This window comes from Lentibacter sp. XHP0401 (assembly GCF_025751535.1).
Taxonomy (GTDB): domain Bacteria; phylum Pseudomonadota; class Alphaproteobacteria; order Rhodobacterales; family Rhodobacteraceae; genus Lentibacter.
Window position 1 is genome coordinate 14,399 of sequence record NZ_JAOWLC010000010.1, and the last position, 21,505, is coordinate 35,903.

At 57.9% G+C, this 21,505-nt stretch carries 22 protein-coding genes; 15 read left to right on the top strand and 7 right to left on the bottom strand.

The window, feature by feature from the left end:
* Positions 1-30: 30 nt before the first annotated feature.
* Positions 31-1,224, bottom strand: coding sequence for a bifunctional phosphopantothenoylcysteine decarboxylase/phosphopantothenate--cysteine ligase CoaBC (coaBC, locus tag OE750_RS13115; RefSeq protein WP_263764710.1), 1,194 nt, complete (start codon positions 1,222-1,224; stop codon positions 31-33).
* A 65-nt stretch (positions 1,225-1,289) separates the two neighbouring features.
* Positions 1,290-2,069 carry a ChaN family lipoprotein gene (locus tag OE750_RS13120; RefSeq protein ID WP_263764711.1) on the bottom strand — a complete coding sequence of 260 codons (780 nt, stop codon included), beginning with the start codon at positions 2,067-2,069 and terminating at the stop codon, positions 1,290-1,292.
* A 144-nt stretch (positions 2,070-2,213) separates the two neighbouring features.
* Here OE750_RS13120 and OE750_RS13125 point away from each other — a divergent pair, with 144 nt between their 5' ends.
* Positions 2,214-2,900 (top strand): glutathione S-transferase, encoded by a 687-nt coding sequence (locus tag OE750_RS13125; RefSeq protein ID WP_263764712.1) that lies wholly within the window; start codon positions 2,214-2,216, stop codon positions 2,898-2,900.
* Between the two features lie 77 nt (positions 2,901-2,977).
* Positions 2,978-4,492: a YifB family Mg chelatase-like AAA ATPase gene (locus OE750_RS13130; protein WP_263764713.1), complete on the top strand. Its 1,515-nt coding sequence runs from the start codon at positions 2,978-2,980 to the stop codon at positions 4,490-4,492.
* Here OE750_RS13130 and OE750_RS13135 read toward each other — a convergent pair.
* From OE750_RS13135 to rsmI, 4 genes are all read right to left on the bottom strand, one after another.
* Positions 4,458-5,369, bottom strand: a complete 912-nt coding sequence (locus OE750_RS13135; protein ID WP_263764714.1) for an alpha/beta hydrolase — start codon at positions 5,367-5,369, stop codon at positions 4,458-4,460. The genes OE750_RS13130 and OE750_RS13135 overlap by 35 nt on opposite strands.
* Positions 5,366-6,301 carry a glutathione synthase gene (gshB, locus tag OE750_RS13140; RefSeq protein WP_263764715.1) on the bottom strand — a complete coding sequence of 312 codons (936 nt, stop codon included), beginning with the start codon at positions 6,299-6,301 and terminating at the stop codon, positions 5,366-5,368. Before gshB ends, OE750_RS13135 begins: the two co-directional genes overlap by 4 nt.
* A gap of 62 nt (positions 6,302-6,363) precedes the next feature.
* Complete coding sequence (locus OE750_RS13145; protein WP_263764716.1) at positions 6,364-6,759, bottom strand: YraN family protein; 396 nt, start codon at positions 6,757-6,759, stop codon at positions 6,364-6,366.
* A gap of 33 nt (positions 6,760-6,792) precedes the next feature.
* Entirely contained in the window at positions 6,793-7,650 is an 858-nt protein-coding gene (gene rsmI / locus OE750_RS13150) for a 16S rRNA (cytidine(1402)-2'-O)-methyltransferase (protein WP_263764717.1), read from the bottom strand.
* Positions 7,651-7,761: 111 nt separating this feature from the next.
* Between rsmI and OE750_RS13155 the strand changes: the two genes are divergently transcribed.
* The 3 genes from OE750_RS13155 to murJ all read left to right on the top strand — a co-directional run bounded on the left by OE750_RS13155 (position 7,762) and on the right by murJ (position 13,424).
* Positions 7,762-8,946 (top strand): penicillin-binding protein activator, encoded by a 1,185-nt coding sequence (locus OE750_RS13155; protein WP_263764718.1) that lies wholly within the window; start codon positions 7,762-7,764, stop codon positions 8,944-8,946.
* Positions 8,947-11,718: a [protein-PII] uridylyltransferase gene (locus OE750_RS13160; RefSeq protein WP_263764719.1), complete on the top strand. Its 2,772-nt coding sequence runs from the start codon at positions 8,947-8,949 to the stop codon at positions 11,716-11,718.
* A 164-nt stretch (positions 11,719-11,882) separates the two neighbouring features.
* Complete coding sequence (gene murJ / locus OE750_RS13165; protein ID WP_263764720.1) at positions 11,883-13,424, top strand: murein biosynthesis integral membrane protein MurJ; 1,542 nt, start codon at positions 11,883-11,885, stop codon at positions 13,422-13,424.
* Here murJ and OE750_RS13170 read toward each other — a convergent pair.
* The gene (locus OE750_RS13170; RefSeq protein ID WP_263764721.1) at positions 13,399-14,085 is read right to left on the bottom strand and encodes a rhomboid family intramembrane serine protease; all 687 of its coding nucleotides are present in this window, start codon (positions 14,083-14,085) and stop codon (positions 13,399-13,401) included. The genes murJ and OE750_RS13170 overlap by 26 nt on opposite strands.
* A gap of 88 nt (positions 14,086-14,173) precedes the next feature.
* On the opposite strand from OE750_RS13170, the gene trpS reads away from it, so the two are divergent.
* The 10 genes from trpS (at position 14,174) to OE750_RS13220 (ending at position 21,499) form a co-directional block, all read left to right on the top strand.
* Positions 14,174-15,214: a tryptophan--tRNA ligase gene (trpS, locus tag OE750_RS13175; protein WP_263764722.1), complete on the top strand. Its 1,041-nt coding sequence runs from the start codon at positions 14,174-14,176 to the stop codon at positions 15,212-15,214.
* A gap of 93 nt (positions 15,215-15,307) precedes the next feature.
* The gene (locus OE750_RS13180; protein WP_263764723.1) at positions 15,308-15,793 is read left to right on the top strand and encodes a VOC family protein; all 486 of its coding nucleotides are present in this window, start codon (positions 15,308-15,310) and stop codon (positions 15,791-15,793) included.
* 60 nt (positions 15,794-15,853) lie between these two features.
* Entirely contained in the window at positions 15,854-16,720 is an 867-nt protein-coding gene (locus OE750_RS13185; protein WP_263764724.1) for a branched-chain amino acid aminotransferase, read from the top strand.
* 57 nt (positions 16,721-16,777) lie between these two features.
* A complete protein-coding gene (locus OE750_RS13190; protein ID WP_263764725.1) occupies positions 16,778-17,233 on the top strand; it encodes a universal stress protein in 456 nt (151 codons plus the stop codon).
* 23 nt (positions 17,234-17,256) lie between these two features.
* Complete coding sequence (locus OE750_RS13195; RefSeq protein WP_263764726.1) at positions 17,257-17,847, top strand: ATP-dependent Clp protease proteolytic subunit; 591 nt, start codon at positions 17,257-17,259, stop codon at positions 17,845-17,847.
* Positions 17,848-17,922: 75 nt separating this feature from the next.
* The gene (locus OE750_RS13200; protein WP_263764727.1) at positions 17,923-18,735 is read left to right on the top strand and encodes a zinc-dependent peptidase; all 813 of its coding nucleotides are present in this window, start codon (positions 17,923-17,925) and stop codon (positions 18,733-18,735) included.
* 83 nt (positions 18,736-18,818) lie between these two features.
* Complete coding sequence (locus tag OE750_RS13205; RefSeq protein WP_263764729.1) at positions 18,819-19,385, top strand: NifU family protein; 567 nt, start codon at positions 18,819-18,821, stop codon at positions 19,383-19,385.
* The gene (tsaB, locus tag OE750_RS13210; RefSeq protein ID WP_263764731.1) at positions 19,375-19,953 is read left to right on the top strand and encodes a tRNA (adenosine(37)-N6)-threonylcarbamoyltransferase complex dimerization subunit type 1 TsaB; all 579 of its coding nucleotides are present in this window, start codon (positions 19,375-19,377) and stop codon (positions 19,951-19,953) included. The genes OE750_RS13205 and tsaB overlap by 11 nt, the downstream gene beginning before the upstream one ends.
* Positions 19,943-20,356 (top strand): ribosomal protein S18-alanine N-acetyltransferase, encoded by a 414-nt coding sequence (gene rimI, locus OE750_RS13215; protein WP_263764732.1) that lies wholly within the window; start codon positions 19,943-19,945, stop codon positions 20,354-20,356. Before tsaB ends, rimI begins: the two co-directional genes overlap by 11 nt.
* Before the next feature lie 138 nt (positions 20,357-20,494).
* The gene (locus OE750_RS13220) at positions 20,495-21,499 is read left to right on the top strand and encodes a BMP family lipoprotein (protein WP_263764733.1); all 1,005 of its coding nucleotides are present in this window, start codon (positions 20,495-20,497) and stop codon (positions 21,497-21,499) included.
* The last annotated feature ends 6 nt before the right edge of the window (positions 21,500-21,505 follow it).

Genomic DNA, 21,505 nt, shown 5'->3' on the forward strand with positions numbered 1-21,505 from the left:
ACCCTTTTCATCATCCATAAGTGCCAGCATTCAGCTCAACGACGCTGCGATCCGCTCGGCCAACTGGCGCGCCACTTCGGATTTCCCCATGCGCGGCCAGTTGTCCACGCCATCGTCGGTGATCAGATGCACGGTGTTTTCCGTGCCGCCCATGATCCCCGTTTCGGGGCTGACATCATTGGCGACAATCCAGTCACAGCCTTTGCGTTTGCGTTTGGCCGTGGCGTTAGCGATCACATCATCAGTCTCGGCAGCAAAGCCGACAACGAGCTTGGGGCGGCCCTTTTTCATCTGACTCACTTCGGCCAGAATATCGGGGTTTTCAGCGAATTCCAGAACAGGCAGCTTGCCATCCTGTTTCTTGATCTTGGACCCGCTTTCGTGCTTCACGCGCCAGTCAGCCACGGCAGCGGCAAAGACGCCAGCATCGACGGGCAGCGCGCCTTGAACGGCTTTCAGCATCTCGGCGGCACTTTGCACCGCGATCACTTCAACACCTTGCGGCGGAGGCACATCGGCGGGGCCGGTGACAAAGACAACCTCGGCGCCCAGCGCAGCCAAGGCGCTTGCAATCGCCGTGCCTTGCGCCCCTGACGAGCGGTTGGCGATGTAGCGCACAGGGTCGATCGGCTCATGCGTAGGGCCGGATGTGACCAGCACACGTTTGCCTTTGAGGGGGCCGTCAGACAGCGCCGCTTCGACAGCGCCGACGATCTCCATCGGTTCAGACATGCGCCCTGCACCATGCTCGCCACAGGCCATTCCGCCTATGTTCGGACCGACAACGCTTATACCGTCGGCAACCAAAGTGGTAAGATTGCGCTGTGTCGCGGCGTGCTCCCACATACGCACATTCATCGCCGGGGCGATCATGACGGGCGTGTCTGTGGCCATCAGAAGTGTTGTTGCCAGATCATTGGCATGACCGCCTGCCATTTTGGCCATCAGGTCGGCTGTGGCGGGAGCAACGAGCACCAGATCGGCCATACGGCTCAATTGAATATGACCCATCTCGGCTTCGTCTGTGAGATCAAACAGATCGGTATAGACTTTCTCGCCGGCCAGAGCCGAAACCGACAGGGGTGTGACAAACTCCTGTGCGGCACGCGTCAGAACAGGTGTAACGCCTGCGCCCTGTTCTTTCAGGCGGCGGATGAGATCAAGGCATTTATACGCCGCGATGCCGCCGCCGATGATGAGCAGTAGTCTTTTGCCAGCCAGCATTGCGGCCTCCACTTTTCTCTGTTGTGACAAGAGTTAAGCCGAGAGGGAGACAAACTCAATGGGGCTCAGTCTTTGGCGAAGGCTGCGCAGGGGTCTTCACGCTCGGCGGCAGGGCTGTATGTGATGTGGTCAAACTCCCCCTCAGGCGCGGTTTCATCTTCGCCTTGGCCGATAGAATAGACCACAACATCGGAGTGGGCTTTTATCAGGTAAACGGGCATCCCCCAATCCTTGCGAGCATGGCCATTCCCGGTGATCACTGCAACAGGCCCGCCTGTTTCGGCGAGGGCCTGCGCCGTGGCGCGGGCCAGCCCTGCATCACGCAGGCGCTGGACGTCAACCATGACAGGTAGCATTTCGGCGGGCAGAGCATCGCAATGCGCGGCGAGTTGCATAGCCTCGCGAGCCGTTTGCTCGGCCTCGGGCAGCGGCTTGGCAAGGCCATAAGCCTCGGCCTCCGCGCCAAAATGCGCGGCTATGCCAACGCCCATCGCTGCGCGTGTTGTTTCACGATTTATGTGCGCACCATATACTTTTGCCTCTGGTGCGGCCAGCAAGATCGGGGCGTAAAGCACGCCGTCAGGCGAGGCATTTCCCCACCAGTCAAGCGCTGCGAGCGCGACTTCGTCCTTACGGAGTTCTGGCGCAATGTTTGCCGCCGCTTCTGCCGGGAGCATTTCAAACACCAGCGCTTTGGGGGAAAGATCAGACACCCAGTCAGCTTGTTTTGCATGGTGTGCCGCGTTGTCATGGGTTTCGCCCAGAATATAAACATCGGCCTGCGGCAGCGACTGTGCAAAACCGGCGGATGCGATAAGGCTGATTAAAATACTAAGATACTTCATGGGCCAAGATATTCCATGCTTCAGGGAGCGACACAAGGTCGAATTCTCGCGCTGTGACACGCGCTTATATCAATCACCTTTTGTGATTATCACACCCACAAAAATACATTTCTCATAGCCCTGGATGCTGCGTATCGTCGCCTCATGACATATGATCTTTATATCGGCGATAGAGCCTTTTCGAGCTGGTCCTTGCGGGGCTGGCTGATGCTGGAACACTTCGGGCTGCCTTACCGCACCCACCTTGTCGGGCTTTATGCAGGAACGATGGCAGCTGAGCTTGCTCCGCTTGCCCCCGCCCGCACGGTGCCTGCACTGCTGTGCGAAGACGGTGCGGTGCTGTTTGACAGCTTGGCCATGGCGGAAGAGCTGGCCACGCGCCACCCGGAGGCACCGCTTTGGCCCGACAACCCCAAGGCGCGCGCGCTGGCACGGTCGATGGCAGCCGAAATGCACTCGGGCTTTCCGGCTCTGCGCGGAGAGTGCCCGATGCAGCTGTTTCACCAATGGGCCGGCTTCGTGCCCTCCGATGCTGTGCTAAAGGAGCTTGAGCGTTTTGAGATGTTGTTCAGCCACGCCAAAGCCATGGCTGCAGATGGCCCATGGCTTTTCGGGGCCTACTCACTGGCCGATGTGTTTTATGCGCCGCTCATGGCTCGGCTTGCAGGCTATGAACTGCCTGTGAGCGAGGGTGTTGCAACCTATGTTGAAACAACGCTGACAGACCCTGCTTTTCAAACGTGGCGCGCCGAAGGCATCACTGTAAAATATGAGCCATTCCCCTATCCACAGCCCCTTAAAACGAGGGATTGGCCAGTAACCGCAGCCTAAAACTGAATATTTTAAAGGCCTTATTAACCAATTCTAAACATCCGCTGCCTAACCGTTAACCAAACGGGAAAGGCATAATGGTTTCACGCACCTACACAGTGGCATTTGAAGGGGTCGAGGCGCGGCCCGTTGAAGTGCAATGCGCGGTCACACCAGGTTTGCCTGCGTTTTCCATCGTGGGCCTGCCTGATAAGGCGGTCTCTGAGGCGCGCGACCGTGTGCGCGCGGCCCTTTCGGCGTTGTCGATCGCCCTGCCCTCCAAGCGCCTTACTATCAATCTTTCGCCTGCTGATTTGCCAAAGGAAGGCAGCCACTTTGACTTGCCCATCGCTTTGGCCCTGCTTGCGGCCCTCGGGATTTTGCCAGACGATGCGGTGGAGGGCGTGACCTCGCTGGGAGAGCTGTCACTTGATGGTGCACTCGTGCCCGTGATCGGGGCTTTGCCTGCCGCGCTGGCCGCTGCCGAGGAAGGACGCAGCCTGATCTGCCCGGAGGCTTCGGGGGCAGAGGCAGCTTGGGTCGATGCTGCGCAGGTGATTGCGCCCGCCTCGCTTTTGCATGCCATCCAGCACCTCACAGGCCAGATGCCCTTACCCCCGGCCAAACCCGGTGAGGTGCGTGCCGAAAGCCGCAGCCGCGATTTACGCGATGTGAAGGGGCAGGAACGCGCGAAGCGCGCGCTTGAGATAGCGGCGGCAGGGCGCCACCACATGATTATGATAGGCACACCGGGGTCTGGCAAATCCATGTTGGCAGCGCGTATGCCCTCAATCCTGCCGCCGCTCAGCGCCACCGAAGCGCTCGAAACCTCAATGATCCATTCGCTCTCGGGGCTGATCGAAGAAGGTGGAATCTCGCGGGTTCGCCCCTTTCGCGAGCCGCATCACACGGCCTCCATGGCCGCGATTGTCGGTGGCGGGCGCAGTGCGAAACCCGGCGAAATCAGCCTCGCGCACAACGGTGTTTTGTTTATGGACGAGTTTCCCGAATTTCCCCGCGCCGTGCTGGAAACCCTGCGCCAACCGATTGAAACGGGTGAGGTCGTGGTGAGCCGGGCCAATGCACATGTGCGCTACCCTTGCCGTTTTTTGCTGATCGCGGCGGCGAACCCCTGTAAATGTGGCTATCTGTTTGACCCAGCCCGCGCTTGCGCCCGTGTGCCGATATGCGGTGAAGACTATTTGGGGCGTATTTCCGGCCCGCTGATGGACCGTTTTGACATCAAGCTTGATGTGCCGCCTGTCTCGCTGAGCGATCTGGATTTGCCCGCGGGTGGGGCAAGCTCATCCGAAGTTGCCGAGACTGTCGCCAAAGCGCGTGCCGTTCAGGCCGAGCGGTTTGCGGAGGTGGACACCATGCACCTCAACGCTGATGCCGAGGGTACGCTTTTGGAGGAGATCGCCGCGCCCGACGAGGAAGGCCGCAGCTTTTTACTTAAGGCGGCGGATAAATTCGGCCTCACAGCGCGGGGCTATCACCGTATTTTGCGTGTGGCACGCACGATTGCCGACCTTGAAGGCAGCCATGGCGTGCGCAAGCCGCATATCGCCGAGGCGGTCAGCTTTCGGGTAAATGGCGCGGCAGGGAGTTGATCCACACTGCGGTTGTGCCAATCGCTTCACGCGCTTCGGGCAGCCAACCGTCAAGCATATGCCAGACATGCGGTGCGTTTTCCCACATTTCAAGGCGCGCATCCGTGCCAATCTCGCGCAATCTGGCGTCCATGCGGAGCGCATCATCACGCAGGATTTCGGAGTGCGAGGCTTGCAACAATACGGGCGGGCAGTTTGGAAACGCGGCAAAAAGCGGTGAAGCACGTGGATCATCAGGGGGGGTGCTTCCAAGAACCATAGCTGCCAATTCAGGCGCGCGTGCGCTTGAAAAGAAGTGATCTTTCTCGTCGTTGGTCTGCATGGATGCGCCCGAAAATGTATGATCGACAAAAGGCGACCATGCGAAGAGGCCGGCGGGCACCTCGCCTTGCTGACAGAGCTCTGCAAGAAGCGCGAGCGCGATACCGCCACCAGCACTGTCACCGCCAAGAATGATCTGATCTGGCGCATAGCCCAAACCGCGCAGGTGTTGCCACGCAGAGTGCATATCCTCAAGCCCCGCCGGCACAGGGTGCTCCGGTGCAAGGCGATAGGCCGGCAAAAAGGCGCGTAGCCCACTCATCCGGCAAAGGCGCGCGACCAGTTTCTTATGGGTTTGGGGCCCACCCGCAATATGGCCGCCGCCGTGGACATAGAGCAAAACACGCGCATCCCTGACAGGGCCACTGGACACCCAAAGTGCTGGCAGCTTGCCAAATGACGTTTTGGCGAACACCGCGCCGGGAGGCGTGCGAAAGATGAATCGTGCGGCGCGTTTCAGATGGCGGCGGATTGTTTCAGGATTACTCACACGGCCCGTGACGCTGCGCATGGCGGGGCGCACCAGCGCACCCATCATCCGCAGCTGCCAACTCATGCGCGTTTGACCTCGATCGCTTCCCAAATTTTCTCGGCGATATTCACCCCGTCAAAGCGCTCAAGTTCCTGGATGCCTGTGGGAGAGGTTACATTGATCTCGGTGAGGTAGTCGCCGATCACATCAATGCCGACAAAGACCTGCCCTTTTTCCTTCAAAAGCGGCCCGATGCGCGCGCAGATTTCAAGATCGCGCTCGGTGAGGCCGATCTTTTCGGGCCGCCCGCCAACATGCATGTTGGAGCGGGTTTCGCCCGCCGCAGGCACACGGTTGATAGCGCCGACCGGCTCGCCATCAACCAGAATAACCCGTTTGTCACCGTTTGACACATCGGGCAGGAACTTCTGCATGATGAGCGGCTCGCGGCTGTTGGCGCTGAAAAGCTCGTGCAGCGAGGCCAGGTTGCGGTCTTCCGGCGTGAGGCGGAAAACGCCTGCGCCGCCGTTGCCGTAGAGCGGCTTAAGGATCACGTCGTTATGCTCGGCCTTGAAAGCCTTTAACTCTTCCAGATCACGCGTGACCATTGTGGGGGGCGTCAGATCAGGAAAATCGAGCACAAGGAGCTTCTCAGGGTAATTACGCACCCAGAAAGGATCATTCACGACCAAAGTTTCGGGGTGAATACGGTCCAGAATATGCGTGGTTGTGATGTAAAACATATCAAACGGCGGGTCCTGACGCAGCCAGACCACATCGAAAGTGGAGAGGTCGACTTCGGCCTCCTCGCCCAGCGTGAAGTGATCGCCCTCTTTGCGGCGCACTGTCAAAGGCCAGCCGCGCGCCAGCACGCGCCCTTCGCGATAGCTCAACCGCTCGGGCGTGTAGTAAAATAGCTCGTGCCCGCGCGCTTGCGCCTCTTCGGCGATGCGAAAGCTGCTGTCAGCGTTGATGTTGATCGGACCGATCGGGTCCATTTGGAAAGCGATTTTCATGATGCGGCCTTGTTGCAGAAGTTACATCATAAATGGCCGAGATCGCTGCGGGGTTCAATGGCTCAAGCGCCGAAAGCGTTTTTGATGATGTGGCAGGCTCCCGTGCCGTTAACCAAAGCCACATCAATTCTCATCAGACTGAGACGACCTCGCGGCAGCTTGGCGGCATATTCCTCAGCAGCGCAGGAGATACGCGCCATCTGTGCGGGGCCAATCCGCTCAACGGCTTGGGCAAAGTCGCGCGCGCGCTTCACTTCGACAAAGACAGTCTCGCCGTTTTTACTGAAGATCAGGTCAACCTCGCCTGCCTTACCGCGCCAGCGCTGTGCGAGGAGCGTGTACCCCGCCTGCTCATAACGCCGCTGCGCAATCTGTTCGGCAGCAACGCCGGCATGATAGGAGGTTGTGCCACGGCGTTGAGCGGTTTTTGAGGCGGGTGTGAGAGCAATATCGGACATAGTTCATTTCACCATGCCGACCCTAACAATCCCTTAAGATTTTTGCAGATCCAACCCGATTTGATATATGTCGCGGCGCTTAACACCCGTCTCTTGCGCCAGCCTGTCGGCCGCATCGCGCAGGCTCATCTCCTCAAGCAGTGCCGTGAGCGCCTTTTCCAGCGCCTCGCGGCTCACTTCTTTAACGGTGCCTTTTCCGATCAGCACAACGATCTCGCCTTTTAGGGAACGCTCAGCCAGAGTTTCGCTCAGCTCGCGTAATGTGCCAGAAATCACCTCTTCAAATTTCTTGGTCAACTCGCGGCAAACACGCCCCTCACGGTCGGCTCCCAAAACCTCGCCAGCGTCAGAAATCATCGCCGCAATCCGCTTGGGAGATTCGTAAAACACCAACGTGCCTTGTGTGCTTTCGAAACTTTTTAGCGCCTTTCGGCGGGCAGACTTCGTGCTTGGAAGGAAACCGGCAAAGGTGAAAATATCGGTGGGCAAGCCTCCCAGCGTGAGCGCGGTGATAACGGCCGATGGCCCTGGCAGCGAAGTTACGCCAAACCCCGCCGCTTGAACCTCGCGCACCAGATGATAGCCCGGATCAGCGATCATCGGTGTGCCGGCCTCGGAGGCATAAGCGACAGATTGCCCAGCCGCGAGCGCCTTGAGAAGCTTGGGGCGCGCGCGTTCTCCGTTGTGATCGTGATAGGCAATTACAGGACGATCCTTAAGCGGTATGCCATGGATTTCCATCAGTTTTTTCAAGGTGCGCGTGTCTTCCGCCGCCAGCACATCGGCACTGGCCAGCACATCCAGGGTGCGCAACGTAATATCGCGCGCCGTGCCAAGCGGAGTGGCCAGCAAATAGAGCATAGGCTCAAGAGCGCTTTCTTTATGATTCACCTCTAGACCCTCACGCCTTGACGTTTATTATCACCCACGAACCAATTAGCTTGGGCAGGCAGGATTGTTGCTGTTGTAGAACCCAAAGCCTTAGGGAGAAAGAAGTTATCCATGTTTGCTGTTTTGAGCGCTGCCCGCAAGCCCTTCGTGAAACTGTTTGCTCTTATGAGCCTTGTCTGGCTGGCCGCCTGCGAGCCTGTCTCGCTTTCCGGCCCAGCGTCTGGGGGTGGTAACCTAAAGGCAGGTGACGCCGTAAAAGTAGCGCTGTTACTGCCTCGGGGCAGTGCCATTCAAGGCGATAGCCTCGTATCTGATTCGCTTGAGAATGCCGCACGCCTTGCTGTGGCCGATTTGCAGGGCGTAAAAATTGACCTGCGCGTCTACGCCACAGCCGGTGATGCCGGACGCGCCCAAACCGCTGCCAAACAGGCCGTCGCCGATGGTGCACAGGTCATCATCGGTCCGCTGCGCGCAGAATCAGCCAATGCGGCAGCCGTTGCCGTGGCCCCAAGCGGGGTTAACGTGCTGGCCTTTTCCAACAACACCACAATCGCTGGCGGCAACCTCTTTCTTTTGGGATCAACCTTCAACAACTCGGCTGACCGCCTCACCGCCTACGCCAAGCGTAACGGCAAAGACCGCATTCTTGTGGTGCATGACGAAGAGGTCGGCGGCCAGCTCGGCAAAGCCGCGATCACGCAATCCATCGCGCGCACTGGCGCAACACTGGCCGGAACAATCGGCTACGAACGGTCCCAGCAGGGCGTAACCACTGCCGTTCAGCGCATTAAAGCCGCCGCAGCCGCAGGCAACGCCAACGCAATTTTCCTGACCTCGACATCCGACGCAGCTCTGCCGTTTTACGCACAGATGCTCCCCGAAGTTGGTATCAGCAATGCGAACACGCAGTTCATCGGCCTGTCACGCTGGGACATCCCCGCACAGACCCTGCAGCTGCCCGGCTTGCAAGGCGGATGGTTCTCCCTGCCCGATCCAGCCAAAGCGGGCCAATTCTCGGCACGTTATACAGGCGCTTACGGCTCACAACCACACCCTTTGGCCGCACTTGCCTATGACGGCATTGCCGCTGTCGGCGCGCTAGCCAGTTCGGGCAGGCGCAACGCCCTTTCCGCAAGCTCGCTCACGCAGGGCGCAGGCTTTCAAGGCGCAAACGGTATTTTCCGCCTCCGCCCGGACGGAACCAACGAACGCGGCCTTGCCATTGCACAAATTCAGGACCGCAAAGTAGTGATCATTGATGCCGCGCCGAGTTCGTTCAGCGGAGCTGGTTTCTGATTGACCTTGAACTACTCGCTGCCCGCACCACCCGATGATCTGATCTGCCCTGCAGACCGGATCATCAACGCGACAACGCTCACTGAAGAGCTGGCAAGCCTTACGGCAAAGCCCGCGCCCGAAGCCGTGCTACGCAAGCAGGCAACAGCGCTTTTGCTGGAAATACGCAAAGCCGGAATGGCCGAGATCGAGGCCGCTTTTCGCAGTAGCCCGCTCGCGGCGCGCCCGACAAGGCGTGCTTACTGCTGGCTGGCAGACTGCCTTGTCACAGCAGCCTTCGCCCTCGCTTCCGAAGTTATGCACCCCTTAAAACCTGCCGCCAAAGGCGAAAGCCTCGCGCTTCTGGCTGTTGGCGGTTACGGTCGCGGAGAAATGGCCCCCCAATCCGATGTCGACCTTCTGTTCCTGATGCCCAAAACCATCACACCGCGGGCCGAGCGGGTGATTGAGTCCATGCTCTACATCCTCTGGGATTTGCGCCTCAAAGTCGGGCATTCAAGCCGCACGGTTGCCGATTGCCTCACCCTCGGCGCAGGAGATTTCACGATCCGCACCGCCCTGCTAGAGCGGCGTTTTCTGGTCGGCGATGAAGCTGTCACTACGACTTTGTCAAAGCGTCTGAATCAAGATCTTTTTACAGGCACAGAAACCGAGTTCGTCACAGCCAAGCTGGCCGAGCGCGACGAGCGCCACGAGCGGCAAGGCGAGCGCTACGTTGTGGAACCCAACGTCAAGGAAGGCAAAGGCGGGCTACGCGATTTGCAATCGCTCTACTGGATTGCGAAATATGTGCACCACGTCGAGACAATCGAAGACCTTGTCCGCCTCAACGTATTCAGCGCCGAAGAATACGAGCACTTCCAGAAAGCTGAAAACTTTCTTTGGGCTGTCCGCTGCCATCTGCACCTGATCACCAAACGCCCCAACGAACAACTGACTTTTGATCTGCAAGTCGAGGTGGCCGAGCGTATGGGCTATGAAGACCGTGCAGGCCGCCGCGCGGTTGAACATTTCATGCAGGATTTCTTTCGTAATGCCACCCGCGTCGGTGATCTGACACGCATCTTTCTCACCAAGCTTGAGGCCATTCATGCCAAGCCCGAGCCGCTACTTCAGCGGATATTCTCGCGCAAGCCCAAGGTGAAGGAGGGCTACGAAGTGGTTCACGGGCGGCTGGCCATCGCCGATGAAGCTGCGTTTTTATCAAATCCGCTCAATCTGTTACGCGTGTTTGAAGAGGGCCTTCGCACGGGTATGCTCATTCATCCCGATGCGATGCGGCTGGTGACAGCCAATCTCGGGTTAATCGACGAGGCATTTCGCGAAAACCGCGAAGCGCGGCGGATTTTTCTTGATCTGCTGCTCAAACACGGCAACCCCGAGCGCGCCCTGCGCCGTATGAACGAGCTTGGTGTGTTGTCCGCCTTTGTCCCGGAATTCGAGCCCATCGTAGCGATGATGCAATTCAACATGTATCATTCCTATACAGTCGACGAGCACACAATTCAGGTCATCTCGAACTTCTCGCGCATCGAGCGGCTGGAGCTGGAAGAAGAACTGCCGATCTCGACGGAAATTCTGCGCGAAGGCGTTGATCGCAAGGTGCTGATGGTCGCCATGCTGTTGCATGATATCGGCAAGGGCCGTGATCAGGATCACTCGGTTCTGGGCGCACAGATTGCCCGCAAGGTTGCGCCGCGCCTCGGCCTCAACCGCAATGATTGCGACACCGTGGAGTGGCTTGTGCGCTACCACCTGCTCATGTCCGATATGGCCCAGAAACGCGATATTGCCGATCCGCGCACCGTGCGCGATTTTGCCAAAGCCGTGCAATCAGTCAAGCGGCTCGATCTGCTTACTGTTCTCACAGTCTGTGATATTCGCGGCGTTGGCCCCGACACCTGGAACAACTGGAAAGCCGCACTCATCCGTGCACTTTATCGCCAGACCCGCCAGGCACTTGAAGAAGGTATGGAAGCGCTCAATCGTGAAAACAGGGGCGCAGAGGCCAAGTTGGCGCTACGCACCGAGCTTGCGGACTGGAGCAAGAAAGACATCAAACAAGAAACGGCGCGCCATTATCCGCCCTATTGGCAAGGTCTGCACGTGACGGCTCATGTGGTCTTTGCCAACCTTCTCAAAGGCATTGGCGACACCGAAATCCGCATTGATCTACACCCGGATGAAGACCGCGACGCAACCCGCGTCTGCTTTGTCATGGCCGATCACCCCGGAATTTTCTCGCGTATGTGCGGCGCACTGGCCCTTGTCGGGGCCAATATCGTCGATGCGCGCACCTTTACCTCCAAAGACGGCTACGCCACTGCCGCTTTCTGGGTACAAGATTCCGAAGGCAGTCCCTTTGAAGCCGCGCGCTTGCCGCGCCTGCGCAAAATGATCGAGCGCACACTGGCAGGCGAAGTCATTGCAGGCAAAGAAATCCAGACACGTGACAAGCTCAAAAAGCGCGAGCGCGCCTTCCGTGTCCCCACCTCGATCACATTTGATAACGAGGGTTCCGAAATTTACACCATCATTGAGGTCGACACCCGCGACAGACCAGGCCTGCTCTATGATCTCACCCATACTTTAGCAAATTCAAACGTCTACATCGCCTCCGCCGTAATCGCGACATTCGGCGAACAAGTTGTCGATACTTTCTACGTCAAGGATATGTTCGGATTGAAATTTTACACGGAGAGCAAACAGAAAACTCTCGAAAACAAGCTTCGCGCAGCTATCACCGAAGGCGCCAAACGCGCCAGCTCCTGACTTTGCGCGTATTGGCGCACCATTTCTGTTTCTTCTCTGTTCTAAAATACCGCAAGTGGGAGACAGCGCTCCCACTTGAGCGGCGTGCGAAGCACGGCGCAAAACCTCACTTCCTTGCACCGCAGCAATCGTCTACACCAAACACGAACAACAAAAGACCAGCCATGAAACAAATCCGCCTCGTCTCAGGTATCTTCACCGTCGGCTTCTGGACTCTCATGAGCCGCATCATGGGATTTGTCCGCGATATCCTGATCTCGTCCTATATTGGCCCAGGCGCTGTGATGGATGCCTTCGTGGTGGCTTTCCGCCTGCCCAATATGTTCCGCCGCTTTTTCGCCGAGGGGGCGTTTAACGCAGCTTTCGTGCCCATGTTTTCCAAAAAGCTCGAAGCTGGCGAAGATGCCGAAGGCTTTGCCGCCGTTGCCCTCAGCTGGCTCAGTCTTGCGGTTCTGGCGCTCACGGGCATTGCCCTTATCTTTATGCCGGCCCTGGTTTGGGCTACGGCCGAGGGCTTCGCGGACGATGAGCGCTTTGATATGGCCACAGGCTTTGGACGTATTGTCTTTCCCTATATTTTCTTCATCTCACTGGCGGCGCTCTTCTCTGGTGTGCTCAATGCCACGGGCCGCTTCGCCGCCGCTGCGGCCGCGCCTGTGTTGCTCAATATCCTGCTCACCTGCGCCATGCTCTTTGCAGCCCATACGGGCGGCAGTGTCGCGCGTGCGCTGGTATGGTCCATTCCGTTCGCTGGGATCGCGCAGCTCGTGCTGGTTTATGTGGCAACCCGCCGCGCCGGCTTACGCATTGTGCCCAAGCTTCCCCGACCCAGCCCCGAAATGGGCAAGCTGTTGCGCATCGCGGTGCCTGCAGCGCTGGCGATGGGAGTTGTGCAGATCAATCTTGTTGTGGGGCAGCTTGTCGCTTCGGATTATGAAAAAGCCATCAGCTGGCTTTATGCCGCCGACCGCCTCTATCAGCTTCCGCTCGGTGTGGTCGGTATCGCTGTGGGAATCGTGCTGTTGCCCGATCTGTCCCGCCGCCTCAAAGCCGGCGATGACGCTGGTGCACAGAATGCTTACTCGCGCGCAACCGAGCTTTCACTCGCGCTCACCCTGCCCTCGGCTGTGGCCCTTATCATCATCCCCTTGCCGCTCGTCACAGTGCTGTTCGCGCGTGGCAACTTCTCGGCCGATGACGCTGCCGCCACAGCATTGGCCGTAAGTATTTATGGCCTCGGCCTACCCGCTTTTGTGCTGCAAAAAACACTCCAGCCGCTGTTTTTTGCCCGGGAGGATACAAAAAGCCCGTTCCGCTACGCGCTTTTGGCAATGATCGTAAACGCCGCGCTGGCTTTTGGCCTCAAGCCCTATATCGGCTGGCTCGCACCCGCTGTGGCGGCAACACTGGCTGCTTGGATCATGGTGGCACAACTTGGCTTCGGAGCACGCAGGTTTGGGGAGGTCACCCGCCTTGATACCCGCTTCAAAAGTCGTATCTGGCGGATTATCTTTGCCTCGATTGCCATGGGCGTCGTGGTCTGGGCGACCAATCTGGCGCTTTCACCGCTGTTTATCGCGGGCGGCTGGCGCTATCTGGCACTTGCGCTCCTGGTGGTGAGCAGCATGTTTGCCTATTTCGGGATCGGCCAGCTTTTTGGCGCGTTTCGCTTGGCTGAATTCAAGTCTGCCCTGCGCCGCGGATAGCTTCACGCAGACGGGCAAACCCTCCCGGACTCACAAGAAACGAAACGCCAAAGCCCGTGGCAAAGCCCACGATTTCGGCTATCCAGACACCATCCGAGCCAAACAGCAGGCCAAAGATCAGCCGTATCACCATCAGGAACCCGATGAGTTGGAACGCGCGCAACTGTGGCTCCCCCAACGAGCGCAGTTGCAGCCAGAGGATATAGGTAAACGCCCCGATCAAACCATAAGCGGCAGGGTAGCCGCCGATCAACATACCGGCCTCAGTTTTCAACAGGCCCCAGGCCAGCGCACCGAGGATGGACGCGGAAAAGAACACCACAAGCACCGCCCACCAGCGGAACCTGTCACCGACATATTTGCCCAGCGCCAGCATAATCGCGGCCGCAAAGATCATATGCACAAAGCTGCCGTGCAAAAACGGATAGGTTACAAAGCGCAAAAGGTGCTCAAGTGGCCATTCGCCCCGCTCCCACATCCATCTTACCAGACTGCCAAAGACGCCATAATCCTCGATCATCGCCACCCGCCAACCGATCCCCATGCGTCCTCCAACCAGCCCCGCCTCGGCGGCGGCAAATACCCCCTCCACAAGAACCATCACGGCAAAGAGCACCACGACCACGGGCGAGATATCATTGACTGGGCTTTGGTTGCGCATAACGGCCTCTGCTTGACGTTGCTTTGCCCCATGAGTAAGCCAGCCGGACACAGACTTCTAGGCACAGACTTCCGATCGGAGAAATACCATGAGTGATGCGGTCCAAACGCAGTCCTCCAACGCGGCTTTCACGAAGCGCGTTTTTTCAGGCATCCAACCTTCAGGTGATTTGCATCTTGGCAATTATCTCGGCGCGCTCAAGCGATTTGCCGGAGCGCAGAACCAGGGCATCGAAACAGTTTACTGCATGGTCGATCAGCACGCGATCACCGTCTGGCAAGACCCTGCCGAGCTCAAGCGCTCGACCCGCGAGCTGGCAGCCGGCTTTATCGCTTCGGGGATTGATCCTGAGAAGTCCATTCTCTTCAATCAATCTCAAGTGGCCGAGCATGCGCAGCTTGCATGGGTCTTTAACTGCGTCGCCCGTATGGGCTGGATGCAGCGCATGACCCAATGGAAAGACAAGGCCGGAAAGAACTCTCAGAACGCCTCGCTTGGCCTCTTTGCCTATCCCTCGCTCATGGCGGCGGATATCCTTGTTTATCACGCAACACATGTGCCTGTGGGCGAAGACCAGAAGCAGCACCTTGAGTTGACCCGCGATATCGCCATCAAGTTCAACAACGATTACGGCGTCGAGTTCTTTCCTGTCACCGAACCTGTCATCGAAGGCGCCGCCACGCGGGTGATGAGCCTGCGCGATGGCACGAAAAAGATGTCAAAGTCCGATCCATCTGATGCCTCGCGCATCAATATGACCGATGATGCCGACACGATTGCGAAGAAAATCCGCAAGGCCAAGACCGACCCCGAGGCGCTGCCCTCAGAGGCTAAAGGCCTTGAGGAACGCCCCGATGCGCGCAACCTTGTAAATATCTACGCAGGCCTTGCCGACATGAGCGTTGACGAGGTGCTGCGCGATGTGGGCGGCAAAGCTTTCTCCGAGTTCAAGCCGATGCTGGCCGATCTGGCTGTGGCGAAGCTCTCGCCCATTTCAACCGAAATGGCGCATCTTATGGAAAACCAGGACGAGATCGACGCCATCCTGCGCAAAGGGGCAGATTCCGCCCGCGCGATTGCTACGCCTATTCTTGAGAAAACCTATGATATTATCGGAATGGTGCGCTGATATCGACACCCGCGCACAAACCCTGTGCGCGGGTGACTCTTTTTATCAAGCAGTTTAAGGCCTAACTAAGCTCCAAACCAAAGGAGCCTAGCCATGTCCCAACCTGTTGATCCTCAAACCCGTATTGGCCACGTTCACCTGAAGGTAGCCGATCTTGACCGCGCCATAGGCTTCTATTCAGGTGTTCTCGGTTTCTCCGTGACACAGCGCTACGGCACAGGTGCGGCCTTTCTGGCGGCGGGGAGCTATCATCACCATATAGGCCTCAACACATGGGAAAGTGCAGGTGGCACACCACCGCCAACGGGGCACACAGGGCTTTACCATACCGCCTTTCTTTACCCTACACGCGCCGCGCTGGGAGATGCTTTGCGCCGAATTCTCGCAGCAGACCTGAACCTTGATGGCGCAGCCGACCACGGCGTTAGCGAAGCCCTCTATTTGCGTGATCCCGACAATAACGGTGTCGAGCTTTACTGGGACAAGCCGAAAGCCCAGTGGCCGCGGGGTGCGGACGGCACGCTCAACATGACCAATGAGCGGCTCGATCTTGCTGCACTTCTCGCAGAAGCGGGTTGATTTCGCACTTTACCCTCCTCTTTGGCCAGCCTAACCTCTGGCCAAACGAGAGGATACACCATGGCAGTCGGAACCAATATCAAAACCTATTTCAACGGCACGTGGCATGAGGGTAACGCCCCCATCATCAATGCCGCCGATCACGGCGCATGGCTGGGCAGCACGGTCTTTGACGGGGCCCGCTTTGTAAACGGCCTGATGCCTGACCTTGATTTGCACTGCGCACGCGTGAATCGCTCGGCCGAGGCGCTGATGCTCAAACCCACCGTCAGCACCGAAGATATGGTCGCGATCGTGCGTGAGGGGCTTGCTTCCTATGCTCCTGGCGCGGCGGTCTACATCCGTCCGATGTATTGGGGCATTGGTGGCGATGTGACCGCCATTGTACCGAGCCGAGAGGAAACGGGTTTTGCCATTTGCCTTGAAGAAATCCCGTTTGCCCCCGACACAGCCAGCACCACGCTGACGCGCACACGCTTTCGCCGCCCCGTGCTGGAAAGCGCTGTTGTGAATGCCAAGGCAGGCTGTCTTTATCCCAACAATGCGCGAATGCTCACCGAGGCCCGCGCCAAGGGCTTTGGCAACGCTCTGGTGGCTGATGCCATGGGAAATGTCGCCGAGACGGCCACGGCCAATGTGTTTATGGTTAAGGATGGCGAGATATTCACCCCCATCGCCAACGGAACCTTCCTCTCGGGGATCACCCGTGCGCGGCATATCTCAAATCTCGCGGCGGATGGCACAACGGTGTATGAAACCGTGCTCGGCTTTGAAGACTTTCACGAAGCCGACGAAGTGTTTCTCTCGGGCAATATGTCCAAGGTAACGCCGGTTACGGCCTTTGATGACACAAGCTATCAGGTTGGCCCTGTTACGCGGCGTGTGCGTGAACTCTATTGGGATTGGGCCGCCACAACCGCATCATGAGCCATTGCACCCAAACGCGGCTTGCTGCATTCTGCCCGCTGATCAGGGAGGCCGAACATGCGTAAGTTTCTAGTTGTGCTGGACGACAGCCGCGAATGCCTCAATGCCATGCGTTTTGCCGCAATGCGCGCAGCCAAAACCGGCGGAGGTGTTGAAATCCTAGCGGTGATCCCGCCTGAGGAGTTCAATCACTGGATCGGCGTGGGCGATATCATGCGCGAAGAAACCCGGGAGCGTATCCATGCGCATTTCGAGGTTTTCGCCAAGTGGATGCGCGACAGGCAAGGTGTTGATCCCGAGCTTGTCATCCGTGAAGGTGAACCTATTTCAGAAATCCTCGAGCAAGTGCAGCAGGACAAAGAAATCGGTGTGCTTGTTCTGGGAGCGAGTTCTGACAAAAAAGGCCCTGGGCCGCTTGTCACCCAACTGGCCCGCGCGGCGGGCAGCCTTGAAATTCCAATCACAATCGTGCCAGGCGAGCTTTCCAAAGAGCGCCTCGAAGCGATCACTTAACTCACTGAAATACAGGACATAAAATGAGCGATACTGACAAGAACAACGACGATAAAAAAGACGACGACAAAAAAAACGGCGGTATTGCGCAAAAGCTGTTTGAAGCCCGCGAAATCCTGATTTGTGAAGCGATTGACCAGAAGATGGCCAGCCGCGTTGTCAGCCAGCTTCTCGCCCTCGCCGCAGACAGCGATGACGACATTACGCTCTTCCTCAACAGCCAGGGCGGACATGTCGAGGCCGGAGATTCTATCCATGATATCATCCGCTTCATCAAACCTCGGGTGAAGATTGTGGGCACCGGTTGGGTGGCTTCAGCAGGCACGCACATCTTCCTTGCGGTTGATAAGGAAGACCGTGTTTGTCTGCCCAATACCCGTTTTCTCATCCACCAGCCCTCAGGCGGTGTGGGCGGCAAAGTGACTGACATCGCCATTCAAGCCGAGCAGATCGAGATCATGCGCGCACGTCTGGCGCGGATTATCTCCGAGCAGACAGGCCAAAAGCTTGAAAAGGTTATGAAAGACATAGAACGTGACCACTGGATGGACACGAAAGAGGCCATGGAATACGGCATTCTTTCGCGCGTCATCACCCACGCTTCCGATCTCTGATTTTAAACCTATATTGCAAGGCCAGCCGTTTAATATGCGGCTGGCCTTTTCGCTTCCAACGTCAGGTGCTCCGCGATGATGTATCTGTTCTTTTGCCTTGTGCTCGCGGGCCTCGCGGCCTTCGCCTTTCGCGCCCGCTCAAAGCAGCAAGCGCGCGCCAACCTGCTGGCTAGACCTCTTGATGACGACGGGCGCGAGATCATCGCGGAATACGTTCCCCTTCTGGAAAAGCTCCCTTCCGAGCTGCGCCCCAAGCTTGAAGGCAAGATAAACCTGTTTCTCGATCAGGTTCAATTTTTCGGCTGCAACGGACTTGAAGTGACCCAAGAAATGGAGTTTTCCATCGCCGCACAAGCCGCGCTTCTCGTTGTGAATATGGATGAATGGTATGACGATCTCACCACTGTTCTGATCTATCCAAGCGCTTTCAAATCGGTTCAGGCCGAGCACAACGGCTACGTTGTGACCGAGCGCGAGATCGTGCGCACAGGAGAAAGCTGGCAGCGCGGTCCGGTCATCCTGTCGTGGCAGCACAGCGAGCAAGGTGCCGATGACGCCGAGGACGGGCACAATGTGGTGCTACACGAGTTTGCCCACCAGCTTGACGGCCTTTCCGGTCACACCGATGGCGCTCCGCTCTTGGGTAAGGGTCACAACCCCGCCGCCTATGAGCGCATCTTTCTCGATGTTTTCGAACGACATGTGAAAAATGTCTCCTCTGGCCGCAGAACTGTAATCGACGCCTATGGCGCGACAGGCCATGAAGAGCTTTTTGCTGTTGCCGTCGAGATGTTTTTTGAAACGCCCTTGGCCCTCAAAGCGGATGAGCCCGAGTTTTATGACCAGCTAGCCCAACTCTTCAGGCTGGATCCCGCGAGTTGGCAGTGAAGCGCCACTTTAGAATCATTCCAAATCTTGACTTTGCCTGTCACGAAGCGCATATCTGAGCAAATAGATAAGGAACCCGAGCCATGTTCATCCAGACCGAATCCACTCCAAACCCCGCCACGCTCAAGTTCTTGCCGGGTCAGACCGTTCTGGCCACGGGCACTGCCGATTTCCCGAGCGCCGAGAGCGCGGACACATCGCCACTGGCGAGCCGTATCTACGGCGTAGATGGCGTGAGCGGTGTGTTTCTTGGAGCCGACTTTGTGACGGTAACCAAAGCTGATGCGGTTGACTGGGATCACATCAAGCCTTCGGTTCTGGGCGCGATCATGGAGCACTTCCAGTCTGGCGACCCGGCGATAGCCGATAGCGGCGCCCCCGCAGCGGGCGGCCATGCAGAGCACTCCGGTGAAGACAGCGAGATCGTTGGCCAGATCAAGGAACTGCTCGACACCCGCGTGCGCCCGGCTGTAGCGCAAGATGGTGGCGACATTACCTTTTACGGCTTTGAAAACGGCGTGGTTTATCTGCACATGCAGGGCGCTTGCGCGGGCTGCCCCTCTTCGACCATCACGCTGAAAATGGGGATCGAGAACCTGCTGCGCCACTATATCCCCGAGGTGACAGAGGTGCGGCCTGTTGCCGTCTGAGCCGCTGATACTTGCGTTTGACACATCGGCCGCGCATTGCGCGGCCGCTTTGCTATCAGGCGAGACCCTGCTTGGAACGGCGTATGAGCCGATGAAGCGCGGGCAATCGGAGCGGCTTTTTGTCTTTCTGGAAGAGCTGTTGGCACACCATAATGCAAGATGGCAAAACCTGTCCAAAATCGGTGTAGGTGTTGGCCCCGGAAATTTCACGGGCATTCGAATTGCCGTTTCTGCCGCGCGGGGACTTTCTCTTTCGCTTGGTATTCCCGCGATCGGGGTGAGCGGTTTTACCGCCGCGCGCTTTGGGGAAGATGCGGAGAGCCCCGTGGCTCTCCCTGCCCCGCGCGAGCAAGTATATTTTTCAAGCGAAGGTGACAGCGCCAAGCTGGTTGCCACCTCTGAGGCTGGAGAAGCGCTCGGCTTGCCTGTTCCTGAAGACTTGGTTGAGCGAATTGCGCGCATCGCTGCCAGCACCAAGAGCGCCCCCCCACCCGCGCCGCTTTACATTCGTGCGGCCGATGCAGCACCTGCTTCGGACCAGCCCCCGCGTATTCTTGATGACGCCTGAAGCCCTTGCCGATATCCACGCCGCCTGCTTCCCCGCAAAGCCATGGAGCGCCGCGGAGCTTTCTGACATGCTGGCGCAGAGCGGCATGGTTTGCGAAGCCGAGGCACGCGGGTTTGCACTTGCACGGGTAACACTTGATGAGGCGGAACTTCTCACCATTGCCATAAGCCCCGAGATGCAGGGCCATGGGCTCGGACATGCTCTTTTGAGCCGGCTTATCAGCCGCCTTACTGCGCGGACTGTGGCCAGGGTTTTCCTTGAAGTGGCCACAGACAACATCGCCGCGCGTTCGCTTTATGCGCGTTTGGGATTTGCCGAAGTCGGGCGGCGGCGCGGCTATTACCAGCGTTTGGGCCAGCCTGCTGCTGATGCTTTGGTTCTGGCGCTGAATCTGGGGGATTAGAGCACTCTGCCCCTAGGTCAATACGCAAGAATCGGTTGACCCTTCCCCGTGAAAGCGCCCTAATTGCCCCTGATCACCTGATCTGCTCAATTTCCGCAACGGCGAGACTGCCCTGCGCAATAAAAACGGGAGAAACCTATGACCCTTATGCAAAAATTCCTCAGCGGCGCGGCGGCTCTTGCCCTTACAGCGGGCGCAGCTCTGGCCGAGCCAGCCCTGATTTATGACCTTGGCGGCAAGTTTGACAAATCTTTCAATGAAGCCGCGTTTAACGGCGCTGAAGTCTGGGTGAAAGAAACCGGCGGCACTTACCGCGAAATCGAACTGCAATCGGAAGCGCAGCGCGAGCAAGCGCTCCGCCGTTTTGCCGAAGCGGGTGCGAACCCCGTTGTAACAACCGGCTTCGCCATCGCCGGCTCGCTTGAAGAAGTGGCCAAAGACTATCCAGACACCAAGTTTGTCAACATTGACGGTTGGATCGAGAACATTCCTGCAAACGTGCAACTCATTGCCTTTCAGGAGCATCAGGGCTCCTATCTTGTGGGCATGATGGCCGCGATGGCAACCAAGACAGACACTGTCGGCTTTATCGGCGGTATGGATGTTCCGCTCATCCGCCACTTCGGCTGCGGCTATGCCCAAGGTGCAAAGGCTGTGAACCCTGACATCAAGATTGTCGCCAATATGACAGGCACAACCCCGACAGCCTGGAACGACCCGGTAAAAGGCTCAGAGCTTGCGAAAGCCCAGATCAGCCAGGGCGCAGACGTGATCTATGCGGCAGCGGGCGGCACCGGTGTTGGCGTTCTGCAAACAGCGGCGGATGAGGGCATTCTCTCGATCGGCGTGGACAGCAACCAGAACCACCTGCACTCAGGCAAGGTTCTCACCTCGATGCTCAAGCGCGTCGATGTGGCCGTGTACAACGCGATGAAAGCGGGCACAGAGCTAGAGACAGGCGGCATGACCGTGCTTGGTCTTGCGGACGACGGTGTTGGCGTTGCTATGGACGAGCACAACGAAGCGCTCGTGACCGAAGAAATGAAAGCAGCTATCGCAGAGGCGCGCGAAAAGATCATCGCCGGCGATATCAACGTGGTCAGCTACTACGAAAACGACAGCTGCCCAGCGCTCTCGTTCTGATTTGCG